Raw genomic sequence first — 16,662 nt, 5'->3', positions numbered from 1 at the left:
TTACTAACTAGTCAGTTATTTATGGTGCCCGCCATGGACAACATTCCCTCCCCAGACACCGCCGTAGACACCAAACCCGAAGCGGATCGCCACAGCCGCACCTGGCAGCGACGTAAGCAGGCCCGCCCAGGCGAGATCCTGGATGCCGCCCTCACCGTCTTCGCTGAAAAAGGATTTTCGGCTGCCCGCATGGAAGACATCGCCGCCAGGGCCGGTGTGACCAAGGGCACGATCTATCTCTACTTCCAAAGCAAGGAAGAGGTCTTCAAGCAGCTCGCCCGCCAGCATGTCGGCGATAAGCTCAACCTCGCCACGACGGCGGCGCGCGATTTCGAAGGCAGTACCTTCGATTTCCTGATGCTGTTTTTCCATGGCTTCGCCTGCAATGTCGTGAACAGCGAAGCCGCCGCCCTGCCCAAGATCATCATCGCCGAATCCGGCAACTTCCCGGAGCTCGCCATCTTCTGGCGCAAAGAGGTGATCGACCGTTCGATGAGTTTTTTGCGCGGCATCATCGAGAAAGGCATCGCGCGCGGTGAGATTCGCGACCTGCCGGTGGACTATATTTGCAAACTCTGCGCGGCGCCGATGCTGATGAGCCTGATCTGGCGCACCACCTTTGCCCAGACCGATGATAAGCCTTTCGATTACGATGCCTTTTTGGCGGTGCATCGCGACGTGCTCTATCGCGGCCTGCGCGCAGGGGGTGCGGCATGAAATTGCGCGACCTCCTCATCGGACTGGCTGTGGCGATCTTTTTAGCGGGCTGCGAGAAGCCGCATGAAGGGCGCTGGCTGGGCTATGCCGAAGGAGATGTCGCCAATATCGCTGCACCGGCGCCGGGCTGGGTCAGCGAGATGAAAATCGAGCGAGGCGCGGCGGTGAAAATCGGCGATCCGCTTTTCGTGCTGGACGATACCAGCCAGACGGCGGGACGCGATTCCGCCACGGCACAGATCGCCCAGACAAAAGGCCAAATCGCGCAAGCCGAAGCCAATCTTGATCTCGCCAAGCGCCAGTTCGAACGCCAGAAAGGCCTGATGGCAAAAGCCGCGACCTCACGCCAAGCCTATGATCAGGCCAAGTCCGCCTATGAGGCTGCGGCGGCTGAGATCGAAGCCCTGCGCGCCAGTGAGGCGCAAGCCAAAGCGAGTCTTACCAACGCCGCCTATCAGCTTTCCGAACGCCAGATCATCGCGCGCACCTCTGGCCGTGTGCAGCAGATCTATTTCCGCAAAGGCGAATATGTGCCAGCGCAGACGCCTGTTGTCGCGATATTGCCGCCTGAGAACATCTATGTCCGCTTCTTCGTGCCGGAAGCCGATTTCGCCCAGGTGAAGCTGGGGCGGAAAGTGCGCATTCATTGCGATGGCTGTGGCGATGGCCTCACCGCAACGATTAGCTTTGTCGCCGACGCCCATGAATTCACCCCGCCGGTGATCTTCTCCAATCAGAGCCGCAGCCAGCTGGTGTTCAAGATCGAGGCGCGCGCGCCGGGCGGGCTGAAACTCAATCCCGGCCAGCCGGTGGATATCGATCCGCTATGAATGCGCGCCGCTCCACCACGAGCCACCATGCAAACCCAAGTGGTGGGACGGCTAAGGCTATCGACGTTCAGAACCTCACCAAGCGTTTCGGCAAAAAGGTGGCGGTGAATGGTGTCGATATCGCGGTGCCGAAAGGAGAAGTCTGGGGCTTCTTAGGCCCGAACGGGTCGGGCAAGACCACCACCATTCGTATGCTCTGCGGCCTGCTGCATGCCGATGACGGCCAGGGCACGTGCCTTGGCTATGATTTTCGCCGCGAAGCCGACGCGATCAAGCGCGAAACCGGCTACATGACCCAGCGCTTCAGCTTCTGGGAAGATCTTTCCATTCGCGAAAATCTCGAATTCGTGGCGCGGGTCTATGGGCTTTCGAACCGCCGCGCGCTGGTGGATGACTGCCTCGAAAAGCTAGGCCTCGCGAGCCGCCAGAAACAGCTTGCGGGCGAATTATCGGGCGGCTGGAAGCAGCGCATGGCGCTCGCCGCCTGCACCCTGCATTCCCCCAAACTTTTGCTGTTGGACGAGCCCACCGCGGGCGTGGACCCCAAGGCGCGGCGCGATTTCTGGAACGAGATTCACCGGCTTTCCGGCGAAGGCATCACCGTTCTGGTCTCCACCCATTACATGGATGAGGCCGAGCGCTGCGATCAGATCGTCTTCATCTCGTACGGAGACATCGTGGCGCGCGGACCGGTGCGCGAGATCATCCGCCAATCAGGCCTCATCACCTTCACCGTTGGCGGTGAGGGCGCGCGGCAATTGGCAGATCGACTGCGTGGCCAGCCTGGCGTTGCTTCCGTCGCCTTCTTCGGCGCGCTTTTGCATGTCTCCGGCTACGACCGCGAGGTTCTGGAACGCGCGCTGGCGCCCTATCGCGGCGATCCCAAGCTGACCATCCTGGAGACCGACTCCAGCCTGGAAGACGTCTTCATCCAGCTTCAGGAGCAAGCCATAGCCAAGGGGGCGGGAGCATGAGTGGCGCCCGTTTCACCATCCACCGCGTCTTTGCCATGCTGGGCAAGGAATTTATCCAGATGCGGCGCGACCGCACCACGCTGGCCATGCTGGTTGGCATTCCGCTGATGCAGCTCTTTTTGTTCGGCTATGCCATCAACATGGTACCACGCCATCTGCCCACCGCGATGATCGTGGCCGATGACGGGTCGTTGGTGGATTCCATCGTCTCGGGCATCGCCAATTCGAGCTATTTCGATATCGGCCATGTCACCTATTCGCGCGCCGAAGCGCGCAAGCTTCTCGCAGAGAACAAGGTCGCTTTCGCGATCGAGATTCCCACCAATTTCTCGCGCGACCTCGTACGCGGAAGCGGCCCCAGCATTCTGGTGGAAGCCGATGCCACCGATCCGGCGGCGAGTTCCTATGCGGTGTCGGCGATCACGGGCCTTGCCACCACGGCGATGCGCGATGATCTGAAAGGCCCCCTCGCCGCGCGTGCCAGCGCGCCCCCGCCTTTCTCGGTGGCGATTCACAATCTCTATAATCCCGAAGCCAATACCCAGTTCAATGTCGTGCCGGGTCTGCTCGGCATCATCCTGACCATGACCATGGTGATGGCGACCTCGATCTCGCTGACCCGCGAGCGCGAACGCGGCACCTATGAGAATCTGCTGGCCATGCCCGCGCGGCCTTTGGAAATCATGATCGGCAAGATCACGCCGAATATCTTCGTGGGCGCGTTTCAGGCAGCCCTGATCCTGGGCGTGGCGCGCTTCATCTTCCATGTGCCGATGCTGGGCGACCTGACAGTGCTGGCGGTGGAGGGAACCATCTACATCACCGCGCTGCTGGCGGTCGGCTATACCATCTCGACCATCGCCACCAATCAGATGCAGGCGATGCAGATGACCTTCTTCTTTTTCATGCCCTCTATCCTGTTATCGGGTTTCGCCTTCCCGTTCCGCGGCATGCCGGGTTGGGCGCAAGCCATCGGCGAGGTCCTGCCCATCACCCATTTCCTGCGCATCGTGCGCGGGGTGCTTTTGAAGGGGAATGGCTGGGGCGAGGTTTGGCCCGATACCTGGCCGATGCTCGCCTTTCTGGTGGTGGCGGGCGGGATTGCTATCTCAAGGTTCCGTCAAACCCTGGATTGAAGCAGGGAGCCCGTTCATTTTGCCAGCAGCCGACATCTTAATAATTGTGGGAATTTTGCCCGCTGGTGCAGCCCCTTGCCGCAGACAAACCTCATAAATCCCAGGTTCCGCCCTAGCCGGGCCGCTTTGTTCTGGTGAAACGGCGCCCGATTTGGGCTAAACCGCTGCCCGGCCACTTGCGCAAATGCCTGCCGCGTAAGACAGTTTGGCCAAGGCGAAAAACCGGGCAATGCCGGTAATGGGGGACGATCCGTCCGCATGTCAGACCTGTCTCTGATTCTGCAGTACGGGCTAGCCGTCGTGCTGGTGCTTCTGGCCGTACTTTCCGCGCAGCTTTTGCTGCTGGGTTCCTTGCGTCTGTTCACGCCAGGGCGCTCCTTGCGCCGCCCTACCCTTCCCGATGCCGCCCTGCCGCCCGTTCTGGTGCAACTTCCCGTCCGCAATGAAGGCCCCTTGGCCGTGCGGGTGGCGGTTGCCGCCGCCGAAATGGACTGGCCCCAGGATAAGCTCCACATCCAGGTGCTGGATGACGGCGACGAGGAAGCCCACGAATCGCTTAAGCACGCCATTCTGGCCGCGATTCCCCCCGGAACCCGCATCGACGTGCTGCGCCGGGGCGAGCGCACCGGTTTCAAGGCCGGTAATCTGAGCTTTGGCCTCGCCCAATCCGACGAGCCCTTCATCGCCATGTTCGACGCCGATTTCGCGCCGGAGCCCGATTTCCTGCGCCGCATGATGCCGGTGCTGATCGGCGATGACGGCCTTGCCTTTGTCCAATCCCGCTGGGGCCATGCCAATCGCGATGCCAACTGGCTGACCCGGGCCCAGGGCCTGCTGCTGGATTCCCATTTCGCGGTGGAACAGGAAGCCCGCTTCCGCGCCGGTCTGCCGCTCTCGTTCAACGGCTCTGGCGGCATCTGGCGCCGCGCCGCCATCGACAGCGTGGGCGGCTGGCATGGCGACACCCTGACCGAAGACCTGGACCTTTCCGTCCGCTGCTGCCTCAAGGGCTGGCGCAGTGCCTTCGCCGCCGATGTGGTGGCCTATGGCGAATTGCCGGAATCGGCCGCCGCCTGGCGTTCGCAGCAGGGCCGCTGGACCAAGGGCCATGCCCAATGCGCCAAGAAGCTTCTTCCCATGGTTTGGCAGAGCGAACTGCCGCTGGCGCTGAAAGCGGCGCTGACGCTGCAGATGTGCCAGTTCGCTTTCTATACCCTCGCCTTCTTCTCGGCCGCGATCAGCCTCTCGCTGATGTATATCGGCGCGGTGTATATCGATGCCGTGGCGCGGCTCGGCCTATTTGTCACCTTCTTCGGTCTCGGCGCCTCTTTCACCTATGTCTGGCTTGGCCAGAAGCTTCTGGGCCGCGAGCGCATGATCGGCTTGCACCGCGCGCTACTGCTCTCCGCTGTGTTCCCGAGCGGTCTGATCCTCGCCAATACGCGGGCGACCTTTGACGCCTACTTCTCCCGCCAAATGTATTTCCAGCGCACCCTGCGCGCGGGCGAGCGCTACAAAGGCGGCTGGCGCGGCGGCCCCGAACTCGCCGCTGGTGTGTTTCTGCCGGCCTTTGCCTTTGCCGAATCGGTCTGGAGCCTGCCCTTCTTCACCTTCGCGGTGTCCGGGCTCATTTCGATTGGTCTCATGGGCTTTTCGGGTGCGACCGGCGCATCGCTGCCACGGCGGCAAGCGACACGCCAGATCACGCGGGACTGATTACGCCCGGATCGCTTTGCGCCGGAGCATTCCAGCCAAGACAAGCAGCGCACCAAACATCATGCCGAGCGGCGCCGGTTCCGGGATGGCGGGGGGCGGATTCTCATTGCCGCCATCGCCAGGGGGATGCTGCAGCGGATAATTATGCAGCTCGCCATGGCCAGTGAACGACGCCGCGGCCACACTGCCTTCGATAGGCGTGCCATTGATCACCTCGGAGCCCATGGCCAGGATCGAAGCCTCCCACAGCGTCGAGAAGCTGAGCGTGCTGCCGCTGCCATTGTAGAAATTGAACAGCACGTTCTGCAGCGGAGAACCACTGACGAAATGGCCGCTCGAAGGCGCCGTCCAACTCGCGCCTTGCAGATCCACATTGACCACTACCGGCGTATCGGCGGCGGGCACCAGGAAATCCATATTGGCGTTGGTGGCGAGCGTGGTGAGATCGTTCGCCGTCAACGAGAAGATCGCGGGGCCTGCACCTGCATATTCGAACTTGGCGATATTCCCAACCTTGCTGGTGGTGCCATTCGCCGTCTTTGCCGCGAGTGTAACCGAATAGGACGTCAGTGTGCTGACCACGTCGCTGAGCGAGGCCACCGGGACAATGGCCGTGCTATTGCCCATCAGATTGGCGGCGCCATTGAAGTTGATGGAGCCTGAATTGCTCCCGCCCACCGCGATGAAGCCGGGCGCACCGGAGCCGTTGATATTGCCGGCGTTATTGCCCGCGACCTGAATGCTGCCCTTGGCGTTGAGGTTGACCGGCCCGTTATTGTTGCCGCCGATATAAAGCCGCCCGCCATTATCGACATTGATGCCGCTGGAATTGTTGCCGTAGATGTAGCTCGTTTTGTCCGACGGCAGGTGCGCGGTATTGTTGAAGAGATTGGCCGTGCCTGCCGCGCCAGTGAAATTGCCACCGACGAGCATGGCACCTTCAATATCGCCATTCGTGGTGGCATTGCCCGCCGTGATGAGATTATAGCTCGCGAGCAGCGCGGCGGGATCGAGTGCGCTTGCCGATGCGCTGGAAATGAAGCTTACGGAAAGTAGAAGCAGCCCTAGGCGTTTCATGGGGTCCCCTGACTTGGATGTTCAGATGTGACCCCTGCTTTCGCAACCTCTGTGCCAAGATAGGTCACAAGACATATCAAGGCTTTGGAGACAGCATGCGAAGACAGTGTAAACAGGGCGAACAGAGTGCGATGGATTGCCTGCTGCGCCAGATACGGACTTTCCGTGACGCGCAATTTCCGTCAAATTCGAGACAATTGCCTAACGTGGCCTTGAAAGGGCTTTGCTAGCGTTCCACCAACGTCGCAGAGCTTGGGGTGCGAGGATCTAAGATGGTGGGGATTGTTCCACGGCTCACATTGGCCGGGCTTTTATGCCTTGCCTTATCTGGCTGCGTTTCCAGCGGGCCGGGCTACGATAGCGATTACGGCCCGTCGGCTCAGCGCGGCGCGCGTCCGGCGCCGAAAAGCGGCGTGCTGCAATGTGTGCCTTATGCGCGCGATCACTCCCAGGTGAAATTGACCGGCGATGCCTATACCTGGTGGGATAAGGCCGAAGGACGCTATGTCCGCGGCTACACCCCTGCGGAAGGCGCCGTGATGGTGCTCTATAACTATGCCGGACCGAACCGCGGCCATGTGGCGGTGGTGCGCGAGATCACCGATCCCCGCGAAATCCGGGTCGATCACGCCAATTGGCTGGATGATGGGGCGATCTATACCGACGATCCGGTGCGCGATGTCAGCCCAGCCAATGATTGGAGTCTGGTTCGGGTGTTCAATCAGCGCACCGGCGCCTGGGGAACAAAACTTTATCCCGTTCAAGGGTTTATCGGACCAGGCCGGGGTGATTCGACAGTTCCAAGCCGTAGCCCGGAGGATGTCCCGGTGGCTGAAGGCGGGCGTAAGCGCGATGCCATCGCCGCCCTTTTGGCCGACGACGTCCTGGATGATGCCTTACCCAACTGATAGGCCATACACATGAGGGAGAGCTCCGATTGACGGGGGCGTGGGGGTGGATATTGTCCGCGCGCGCGAAATATTGGCCCTCAACCCTTTGACGATGGCGCCGTGAGCACTTCCCTTCCCCCCGATCAGCCTAATCCCGAAAAAGCTTTACCCGACGATCCCCTGGAAGGGGCAGCCGCGCTGGGTGGCCATCATGCGCCCGAAGCGCAAACCTTCCGCAGGAAAGCTTTTCTGACGCTCGCGGCCTTGGGCGTGGTGTTCGGCGACATCGGCACCAGCCCGCTTTATGCGCTGCATCAATCTGCGCTTGCCGCCCAGCAGCACGCCCCGTTGGATCAGGCCATCTATGGCGTGGTCTCGCTGATCTTCTGGTCGCTGCTGATCGTGGTGACGTTCAAATACGTCACCCTCATCATGCGCGCCGACAATGACGGCGAAGGCGGCGAGCTGGCGCTGGCGTCTCTGGCGCATCGCATTCAGGGCCTCGACCGGCGGCTGAAGGTCGCTATCGGCATTGGCGCCATTCTGGGTCTGTCGCTGTTCTTCGGCGACGGCATGCTGACCCCGGCGATCACCGTGTTATCCGCCGTGGAAGGGCTTTCGGCCACCAACCACCATTTCGAGGCGCTGGTCGTTCCCTTGTCGCTGGTGATCCTGCTTGGCCTTTTCGCGCTGCAATCGCGCGGCACAGCCCAGGTGGGCAAGGTGTTCGGCCCGGTGATGGTGCTGTGGTTCCTGGTCATGGGCGTGATGGGCGCGGTCTCCATCTCCAAGACGCCAGAGATCCTCGCGGCCCTCTCGCCCCATTACGGGCTCTTGCTGTTTGTCGATGAGCCCTGGACCGCTTTTGTGAGCCTGGGCTCCATCGTGCTGGCGGTAACGGGCTGCGAAACCCTTTATGCGGATATGGGCCATTTCGGCAAAGGGCCGATCCGCGCCGCCTGGCTTTTCTTCGTGCTGCCCGCGCTGTTCCTGGAATATTTCGGCCAGGGCGCGGCGCTCTTGCGCGATCCCCACAGTCTTGCCAATCCCTTTTATGCCGTGGCGCCGCATTGGGCCCAGCTCCCGCTGGTAGCGCTGGCCACCATTGCCGCCTCCATCGCCAGCCAAGCGGTGATATCGGGCGTGTTCTCCATCACCCGTCAGGCCGTGCAGCTCGGCATGCTGCCGCGCATGGAAATCCGCCACACCTCAGCGACCGATTACGGCCAGATCTATGTGCCGCGCATGAATGCGGTGCTTTGCGTCGGCGTCGTTCTGATCGTGCTGATCTTCAAGAGCTCGAACTCCTTGGGCGCCGCTTATGGCATCGCGGTGACCGGTGAGATGTTCATCTCCACCATGCTGGTGGGCCTGGTGGCGGTCAGAACCTGGAAATGGAACCGCTGGATGGCGATTCCGGTGTTCGGACTTTTGGGCCTGATCGATCTTTTCTTCCTCAGCTCCAATGCGCTGAAGATCACCGAAGGCGGCTGGCTGCCGCTCTTTATCGCGGCCTGCGTCTACACCTTGATGGGAACCTGGCGCATGGGGCGGCGCAATCAGCTTGAGCGCATCCGCAATGAATCCATGCCGATGGCGCTCTTCCTGGAACGCGCCGATAAATCGCCGGTGCGGGTTGCTGGAACCGCAGTGTTCCTGACCGCGCGCGCCGATGTGGTGCCGGGCGCGCTCTTACACAATCTCAAGCACAACAAAGTGCTGCATGAACGCGTGCTGATCACGCAGGTCGTGGTCGATGACACGCCTTTCGTGGCGCCGCAAAAACGCCTGACGGTCGAGAAGCTGGGCAAAGGCTTTTACACCGTGATGATCCATCACGGCTTCTTCGAAGTGCCCGACGTGCCCAAGACGCTGCAAGAGGCGCGCGGCTGGGGCCTCGCTATCGATCCGGAAACCACGACCTTCTTCGTGGGGCGGGAGCTGCTGGTGCCGAGCGAGAATCCAACCTTGGGCCGTTGGCGCACCTGGCTTTATATCCAGCTCGCTTCGAACGCGCTGTCGCCAGCACGCTTCTATCGCCTGCCGCCGAACCGCGTGGTCGAGCTTGGCGCACAGGTGACGATCTAGAAGAAATGGCCGGGTCAAAGCCCGGCCATACCTACAAACAGATAAGAGCCGTTCGCGCGGGTTAATCCAGCGCGTAGACCAGCGCCTTGAGATAGGCGCTTTCGGGCAGCATGGGGTGGACCGGGTGATCCGGGCCCGCACCTGCCTGATGGATGAGCCGCGCCTGACGGCCCGCGCGCGCGATACCCATGGCACATTCATAGGCCAAGCGATCCATCGCAATATTGTGTGAGCAGGAGGCGAGGAAAAGAAAGCCGCCGGGCGCCGTGGTTTGCGCGCAAAGCCGCGCCAGCTTGCGATAGGCTTTGGCGCCGGCCTCCAAATCCTTCTTTGCTTTGACGAAAGGCGGCGGATCACCGATCACAACATCGAAAGTCTCTTTGGCGGAGACGAGGCGCTCCAGCTCGTCGAAAACATCGACCTTCAAAAATTTGGCAGGCAGATGCGCGGCCGCGGCCGCTTCCTCAGCCAGCGCTACCGCCGGGCCTGAGCTTTCCAGACCTGCTACTTCCTTGGCGCCCGCATTTGCTGCGGCGAGCGCGAAACCACCGACATAGGAATAGGCATCAAGCACGGTCTTGCCTTTGGCGAGTTTCGCCATAAAGGCGCGGTTCTCGCGCTGATCGTAATACCAGCCGGTCTTCTGGCCCGCGCCCGCATCGGCAAAATAGGTGACGCCGTTTTCTTCCACCGTGATGCGGCCCGTGCCATCGACATAGCTCTCAAGCCCTTCCAGGGCACGCGACGGCGCATCGGCGCGCAAGATGATCTTGGCCGGCGCGGCAACCTTCTTCAGCGCCGAGAGGATCACGTCTTTCAGCGCTTCCATGCCCGCCGTCGAGATCTGCACCGTGAAGGTGGTGCCAAAGCGATCGATGTTGAGGCCGGGAAGACCATCGCCCTCGGCATGGACGAGACGGTAATAGGGCGCTTCAAACAGCGCCTCGCGAATGGCCAGCGCGCGCGACAGCTTCTCCACGAAGAAAGCTTCATCGATGGCGCGATCCAGCGCGGAATCGATGAGGCGTACCGCGATCAGGCTCTTGGGATTGAAGAAGCCGGTGCCGAGAGAATTGCCGTCATCCAGCATCACATTAACGAGGCTGCCGGGAGCAAGCTGCTTGGCCATCTCGATTTCGTTGGAGAACAGCCAAGGGGCACCAGCGCGGGCGCGCTTTCCTTCCTTGGGTTTGACGCGAATGGTGGGACGAGCGGACATGATGGAACCTTTTGGGCGCGGCGATGCCTGCGCCAGAGAAACATGAGAATACCCGTGAAAAGCCGGGTCAGGGCTTCTTTTTCAGCCGGATGCCGCGACCACCGGCAGGCGAAGCCACGCCTTCACCGATCAACTCGATGCCGGCCGATTCCAGGGCGCCGATCAGCTTCATCAGCGAATCGACATTGCCCCGGATGACCCCGTCCGAAGCCTCCATCCGCTGGATGGTGGGCACCGAAAGGCCTGCTATATCGGCAAGTTGACGCTGATCTAGACCCAGAAGCGCACGCGCTGCCCTGAGTTGTCCCGAACTGATCATCAGAACCCCTTACAACCACGCCAGCATAAACCACATTCAGCGCTGAAAAGCGATGCACAGTCCATGAATACTGCGACTCTGGGCCACGGCGGCGGGGCGCCGGACAAATCTTCGCCTTTGTCGTGCATACTCTACGGCGAACACGCAAGCAGTGGTAGGACTGGCGTTCGGGTAGATCTGGTGGGGAGAAGCCGATGCTGACGCGGCGAGGATTTGTGGCAGGAACGGCGGGTTTATGCGCCTCTTCGAGCGGTGCGGCAGTGATCCCACCCTCTGCTTTTGTCAGCGTCTCCGGCACCGGATTCTTGAACGGCGGAAAGCCATATCGCTTCGCGGGCACCAATCTTTGGTACGCCCCGTATCTCGGCAGCCAAGGAAAACTCGGCCATCGCGAAAGATTAAAGCGCGAGTTGGATGTGCTGAAGAGGAACGGCCTCAGCAATCTGCGCATTCTGGCCTCGGGCGAGGAGTCGCCGCTCGACAATTCCTTGAAGCCTGCCATTCATGGACCCAAGCCGCCTTATAACGAGGAGCTGCTGCAAGGGCTCGACTTCACCCTTGCTGAAATGGCGGGGCGCGGCATGAAGGCCGTGCTCTTCCTCAATAATTTCTGGGAATGGTCAGGCGGCATGGTCACCTATCAGGCCTGGACCAATGGTGGCCATTTCATCAATCTGAACGATCCAGCCCATCCCTGGCCCGAATTTGCCGATTTCTCCGCTGGTTTTTATGTCAGCCCCAAGGCGATTGCTCTGTACGAGGAGTATATCGCCGCGATCATCGCGCGGGTGAACACGGTGACGGGCAAAGCCTATCGCGACGATCCCACCATCATGTCCTGGCAGATCGCCAATGAGCCGCGCCCGGGCGGCACGCCTTCCAAGGAGAAGTTCGCCGCCTTCTACGCCTTTCTTGCCCGCACCGCGGCCTTCATCAAGGCGCGTGATCCAAACCACCTCGTCTCCACCGGCAATGAAGGGGTCATGGGCTGCTTGGAAAGCACCGAATGCGTCCTTAAAGCCCACGCGCCGAAAGCGATTGATTACGTCACCTTCCATATGTGGCCGCAGAATTGGAGCTGGATCGATCCCTTAAAGCTCGACACCAGCTATGAGAGCGGTGAAGCCAAATGCCGGGCCTATATCAATACCCACATCAAGCTCGCCGAAACGCTCAAAAAGCCTTTGGTGCTTGAGGAATTCGGCTTTCCGCGCGAGGAAAACCGCAATGGGCCCGAGGCGCTCACCACGCATCGGGATCGCTTTTTCGCGATGGTCTATAAGGCGGTGGAAGAGAGCGCCAAGAAAGGCGGCCCGCTTGCCGGGAGTAATTTCTGGGCTTGGGGCGGCGAAGGCCAAGCCCTGCATCCCGATTATGTGATGAAGCCCGGCGACACCACCTATGTCGGCGATCCGCCGCAAGAACCGCAAGGGCGCAATTCCGTCTTCGCCAGCGATGGCTCGACCCTGAAAATCATCGCGGCGCATGCCAAAGCTTTGGCGAAAATCTAAGCCTGCGCAGGCGCGAGCCCGGCGAGCAGCCCTTTGATGCCAAGATCGAGAAGGGTTTCGAGTTGCGCTTCGGAATCGAGTTTTCCGGCGAGATAGAGACTCACCGGGCCATGCAGCGAACACCAGAAGACATAGCCCAAGGTGGAGGGATTTCCTTCCACCAGCCCTTCGGCGATGAGCGCATCCATGCTCCGGCGCATGGTCCAGCGGCAGCGTTCTACCGCTTCGGCGAGCTCTGGATATTTGTTCAAATCGGGATAGGGCATCTCAAACATGATGCGATAGGAATCCGGCTCGGCCAGTGCGAAGGCGACATAGGCGCGGCGCTTCGCGTAAGCGCGTTCCAGGGCTGACCCCGGCTCTTTTTCCGCCTCCTCCACCGCAGACACAAAGCGGTTGAACGCACGCATGACGGAGGTTGCGAGGATTTCCTCTTTGTCGCGGAAGTAGTGATAGGGCTTCATCGGGGAGATGCCCATCACCTCGGCGAGCGCGCGCATGGTGACGCCATCTGTCCCTCGCTCGGCAAAGAGCCGGCTGGCGGCAGCGCAAGCCTGCTCCCGAAATTCCGCGATGTCTTCTTGGCTGAGTGTGCGGGGCACCGGATTTGCTTTCCTTTTACGGGAAGGAAATGATTCCCGTATGAATTACAAGTTGACACAAACTATGGGCACTGCCAATTGCCCCGACCTTACTGAACGGTGTACAGGCCGGCAATATGGCGAAAAAGTGTCCTTGTGGCACCGTTACCATGATTAAAAAACCCCAATTTTCCCCGGATTTGGCTGAAAGGCTGAGGATTTACAGGGCGCGCAGGACGGCTAGATCATTGACGCGACGTAATTTTACAGCGTCCCGCCAGAATTCGCCTGCAGGGTATAAGTACAACTACTAGTATGGGTCAGATTGCACCCCGAACGGCTTACATATCGGCGTAATTCGGCCCCCCGCCCCCCTCCGGCGGTGCGAATCGGATGTTCTGGGAGGGGTCTTTGATCTCGCAGGTTTTGCAGTGCAGGCAGTTGGCGGCATTGATCTGAAACTGCGCGGCGCCCTCGATATCGACGATCTCATAGACCCCGGCCGGGCAATAGCGCTGGGCAGGCTCGCCGTAGCGCGGCAGGTTCACCCCGAGCGGCACCCCCGGATCGGCGAGTTTCAAATGGACCGGCTGATCGGCCTCGTGATCTGTGCCCGAACAATAAAGGCTGGAGGCGATGTCGAAACTGATCACGCCATCAGGCTTGGGATAGTGCAGCGGCGCAGCATCTTTGGCGTCACGCAGGCTCTGCCAATCGGCCTTGGTGTGGCTGAGCGTGCCAAACAGGCTGCCGCCAAAGAGCTGATGGCTCCAAAGATCAAACCCGGCCAGAGCAACGCCGAAGAGCGTACCGAAGCGCGACCATAACGGCTTTACATTGCGCACCGGCTTCAAATCCGCCGTGATGGCGCCGTGCGCTACGGCGGAAGCATAGTGAGAGAGCCTGTCGCCTTGCCGCCCTTCAACGAGCGCGTCCGCCACCGCCTCTGCCGCCGCCATGCCCGAACGGATTGCGTTGTGACTGCCCTTCAGACGCGGCAGGTTGAGAAAGCCCGCAGCGCAGCCGATCAAGGCACCGCCGGGAAAAACAAGTTCGGGCAGTGATTGCAGGCCACCTTCGGCGATGGCGCGCGCGCCATAGCCGACCCGCCGCCCGCCTTCGAGCATATGGCGGATGACGGGATGGCTCTTGGCACGCTGGAATTCAGAAAACGGCGACAGATATGGGTTTTCGTAATCGAGATGTACCACCAGGCCGAGGGCGCAATAGGCCTCGCCCCAGTGATAGGCGAACATGCCGCCGGAGGTCTTGTTATCGAGCGGCCAGCCGAGCGTATGCAGTGCCAACCCTTTTCGATGCTTTTCCGGCGGAAGTTCCCAAAGCTCTTTGATGCCGATGCCGTATTTTTGCGGCCCCTCGCGCAAGCCATAGCGTTCGATCAGCGCTTCGCTGAGAAAGCCGCGCGCGCCTTCGGCCAGAAGCGTGTATTTGGCCTCGATTTGAAGCCCTGGCGTATAGCTGGGTTTGTGATGGCCGTCCTTGGCAATGCCAAAAGCCCCGGTGACGACGCCTGTGACTTCACCGGCCGCGCCGTAAAGAATCTCCACCGCCGCGAAACCTGGATAGATCTCCACCCCCAGAGCTTCGGCTTTCTCTGCCAGGGCGCGGCAGAGCCTGCCAAGGCTGCCGATGCGCATGCCGTGATTTTGCATCGCCTTGGGCAGCAGCATCTGGGGCAGCGCTAGAGCGGCATTGCGGGTGAGATAGAGAAGGCGCTCCTCGGCCACTTCCGTCTCAAGCGGACCGCCCGCGCTGAAGCATTCCGGCCAATCGGGAAGAAGCGTGCGTAGCGGTTCCGGATCGATAATCGCGCCCGAGAGAATATGCGCCCCGATCTCGGAGCCTTTTTCGAGGAGGCAGACACTGATCTCGCGCCCCGCGGAGGAAGCGCATTGCTTGAGACGGATAGCTGCGGAAAGACCGGCGGGGCCCCCGCCGACGATCACGACGTCATAGGCCATGCTGTCGGCTGCGGCAGACATCGCACGTCTCGAAAAAACTGGTGCCGCCTGCGTGACTCGAACACGCGACCCCCGCATTACGAATGCGGTGCTCTACCGGCTGAGCTAAGGCGGCCCAAGACCCCTGAAGGGGTACACTATCGGATGCGCCCCGAAAGGGCGACCCAGGGCGGCGGAGATACCCTAACCAGGGGCGGTTCTGCAACAGCCCTTGGTGAGGATTTCGGCGCTTTTCGCGAGCTCGAGCCGGCCTTCTGCCCACCAGCGACAGGGTGAAGCGGACCTGAGGGGGGTGTTTCGCCCAGATGGCGCCTCGATTTTGAGGAAAACCCGGCCTTTACCTTGGCCCCGGCTATCGTCTAACCCGGTGCCCCACGTCATAAGAGTCATCACAAGAGACCGGGATCCCACAAGGGTGAAACACCTCTCCACACGCCTCAGCTTCAGCCAGGCCGCGTCCGGCTCGATTTCCGGCGTTTTCACCCCCTTCTTTTCGGCCTCGCTCGCCTTTCGCGGGATTTCGCCCGACCAGATCGGCCTATTGCTCTCCACCGCCCTGATCCTGAGGGCCCTTGGCGGACCTCTGAGCGGCATCATGGCGGATGCGCGCAACGACCGCCGCTTCATGATGCTGGTGCTCTATTGGATCACCCTGGCCGGATTTGGCGCCCTCTGCGTGGTCAATTCGCCCATCCTGATCTTTATCACCGCCGTTGCCGCCTATGTCGCTTATGGCGCGGCAACGCCACTTCTGGAGAGCGTGTCGGTGCGCCTCGCTGAGCGCTATGGCTTTGATTACGGGCGCGTGCGGATCTGGGCCTCCACCCTGTTTGTGGTGATGAATGTCGGCGGGGGCATCGCCATCAAGTTTTTGAGTTTGGGTGTAATTGCGCCCATGCTGGCGGTAGCGGCGGCCGTCGCCGTGTTCTCCACCTTGCTGTTGCCCAAAGCGCCGTCCAATGAACACAGCACCAAGCTGTCACAGCGTTTCAAAGCGACCTGGGCGGAAACGCGCGAGCTTTTGCAGGCGCCGGTGTTTCTCATCTTTCTTGCCGCCGCTAGCTTTGAACAGGCCAGCCACGCCTTCTATTACGGTTATGGCGGCCTTCATTGGCGCAGTATCGGCTATTCCGAATTGCTGATCGGGCTGATCTGGCCTTTGGGCGTCTTGGGCGAGATCGCCCTCTTCTCCATCGCCCCCAAAGTGCAGGCACGACTTTCTCCGCCCAAGCTGATCTTTCTGGGTGGCATGATCTGCGCCATCCGCTGGACCATTTTGGCTTTCGACCCGCCTTTGCCGGTGGTGATCTTCGCGCAATTCCTGCATGGGGGAACTTTCGCGCTGGCCCATCTGGGGGCGGTGTTCTTTGTCCTGAAAGCGGTACCGCAGCGCCTCGCCGCCACCGGTCAGAGCCTTTATTTCGTCGGCGCACAAGGCGTGATGATGGGGATCATGACCCTGGCGGGCGGCGCGCTTTACGCCGCCTGGGACGGTAAGACCTATCTCACCTCCGCGGCGTGCGGGGTGATCGCCATGGGCTTCGCCGTGCTGCTCTCACGGACCTGGAATGGCGGGCGCATCATCCATGGCGAGGCCGAAGAAACCGTCGACCATATCTAGG

Annotated in this window: 14 protein-coding genes and 1 tRNA gene; 9 read left to right on the top strand and 6 right to left on the bottom strand. The window is 61.0% G+C overall.

What is annotated here, in order from left to right; translation table 11 throughout:
- The first annotated feature begins 33 nt into the window (after positions 1 to 33).
- The 5 genes from FHS83_RS08085 (at position 34) to FHS83_RS08065 (ending at position 5,373) form a co-directional block, all read left to right on the top strand.
- The gene (locus FHS83_RS08085; protein WP_167082482.1) at positions 34 to 717 is read left to right on the top strand and encodes a TetR/AcrR family transcriptional regulator; all 684 of its coding nucleotides are present in this window, start codon (positions 34 to 36) and stop codon (positions 715 to 717) included.
- On the top strand, positions 714 to 1,547 hold the full coding sequence (locus FHS83_RS08080; RefSeq protein ID WP_167082481.1) for an HlyD family secretion protein: 834 nt from the start codon (positions 714 to 716) through the stop codon (positions 1,545 to 1,547). Before FHS83_RS08085 ends, FHS83_RS08080 begins: the two co-directional genes overlap by 4 nt.
- The gene (locus tag FHS83_RS08075; protein WP_167082480.1) at positions 1,544 to 2,521 is read left to right on the top strand and encodes an ABC transporter ATP-binding protein; all 978 of its coding nucleotides are present in this window, start codon (positions 1,544 to 1,546) and stop codon (positions 2,519 to 2,521) included. Before FHS83_RS08080 ends, FHS83_RS08075 begins: the two co-directional genes overlap by 4 nt.
- Entirely contained in the window at positions 2,518 to 3,657 is a 1,140-nt protein-coding gene (locus FHS83_RS08070) for an ABC transporter permease (protein WP_167082479.1), read from the top strand. The genes FHS83_RS08075 and FHS83_RS08070 overlap by 4 nt, the downstream gene beginning before the upstream one ends.
- A 258-nt stretch (positions 3,658 to 3,915) precedes the next feature.
- The gene (locus tag FHS83_RS08065; RefSeq protein WP_167082478.1) at positions 3,916 to 5,373 is read left to right on the top strand and encodes a glycosyltransferase family 2 protein; all 1,458 of its coding nucleotides are present in this window, start codon (positions 3,916 to 3,918) and stop codon (positions 5,371 to 5,373) included.
- On the opposite strand, the gene FHS83_RS08060 is transcribed toward FHS83_RS08065, so the two are convergent.
- Positions 5,374 to 6,450, bottom strand: a complete 1,077-nt coding sequence (locus tag FHS83_RS08060) for a collagen-binding domain-containing protein (RefSeq protein ID WP_167082477.1) — start codon at positions 6,448 to 6,450, stop codon at positions 5,374 to 5,376.
- A gap of 272 nt (positions 6,451 to 6,722) precedes the next feature.
- Here FHS83_RS08060 and FHS83_RS08055 point away from each other — a divergent pair, with 272 nt between their 5' ends.
- A complete protein-coding gene (locus FHS83_RS08055; RefSeq protein WP_167082476.1) occupies positions 6,723 to 7,358 on the top strand; it encodes a CHAP domain-containing protein in 636 nt (211 codons plus the stop codon).
- Positions 7,359 to 7,460: 102 nt separating this feature from the next.
- Positions 7,461 to 9,428, top strand: coding sequence for a KUP/HAK/KT family potassium transporter (locus FHS83_RS08050; protein WP_208414300.1), 1,968 nt, complete (start codon positions 7,461 to 7,463; stop codon positions 9,426 to 9,428).
- A 61-nt stretch (positions 9,429 to 9,489) separates the two neighbouring features.
- Here the strand turns inward: FHS83_RS08050 and FHS83_RS08045 are convergent, their stop codons facing one another.
- Positions 9,490 to 10,647, bottom strand: coding sequence for a class I SAM-dependent rRNA methyltransferase (locus FHS83_RS08045; protein WP_167082475.1), 1,158 nt, complete (start codon positions 10,645 to 10,647; stop codon positions 9,490 to 9,492).
- A 67-nt stretch (positions 10,648 to 10,714) separates the two neighbouring features.
- The gene (locus tag FHS83_RS08040) at positions 10,715 to 10,966 is read right to left on the bottom strand and encodes a helix-turn-helix domain-containing protein (protein ID WP_167082474.1); all 252 of its coding nucleotides are present in this window, start codon (positions 10,964 to 10,966) and stop codon (positions 10,715 to 10,717) included.
- 194 nt (positions 10,967 to 11,160) lie between these two features.
- Here FHS83_RS08040 and FHS83_RS08035 point away from each other — a divergent pair, with 194 nt between their 5' ends.
- A complete protein-coding gene (locus tag FHS83_RS08035; protein WP_167082473.1) occupies positions 11,161 to 12,477 on the top strand; it encodes a glycoside hydrolase 5 family protein in 1,317 nt (438 codons plus the stop codon).
- On the opposite strand, the gene FHS83_RS08030 is transcribed toward FHS83_RS08035, so the two are convergent.
- The 3 genes from FHS83_RS08030 to FHS83_RS08020 all read right to left on the bottom strand — a co-directional run bounded on the left by FHS83_RS08030 (position 12,474) and on the right by FHS83_RS08020 (position 15,155).
- On the bottom strand, positions 12,474 to 13,079 hold the full coding sequence (locus tag FHS83_RS08030) for a WHG domain-containing protein (protein WP_167082472.1): 606 nt from the start codon (positions 13,077 to 13,079) through the stop codon (positions 12,474 to 12,476). The genes FHS83_RS08035 and FHS83_RS08030 overlap by 4 nt on opposite strands.
- Positions 13,080 to 13,399: 320 nt before the next feature.
- Positions 13,400 to 15,061, bottom strand: coding sequence for an electron transfer flavoprotein-ubiquinone oxidoreductase (locus tag FHS83_RS08025; protein WP_208414298.1), 1,662 nt, complete (start codon positions 15,059 to 15,061; stop codon positions 13,400 to 13,402).
- A gap of 18 nt (positions 15,062 to 15,079) precedes the next feature.
- Positions 15,080 to 15,155, bottom strand: a tRNA-Thr gene (locus FHS83_RS08020).
- A 300-nt stretch (positions 15,156 to 15,455) separates the two neighbouring features.
- Here FHS83_RS08020 and FHS83_RS08015 point away from each other — a divergent pair.
- Complete coding sequence (locus FHS83_RS08015) at positions 15,456 to 16,661, top strand: MFS transporter (protein ID WP_167082471.1); 1,206 nt, start codon at positions 15,456 to 15,458, stop codon at positions 16,659 to 16,661.
- Position 16,662: the final 1 nt, after the last annotated feature.

The sequence above is a fragment of the Rhizomicrobium palustre genome, assembly GCF_011761565.1.
Taxonomy (GTDB): domain Bacteria; phylum Pseudomonadota; class Alphaproteobacteria; order Micropepsales; family Micropepsaceae; genus Rhizomicrobium; species Rhizomicrobium palustre.
This window is presented reverse-complemented; position numbering and strand designations above follow the sequence as displayed.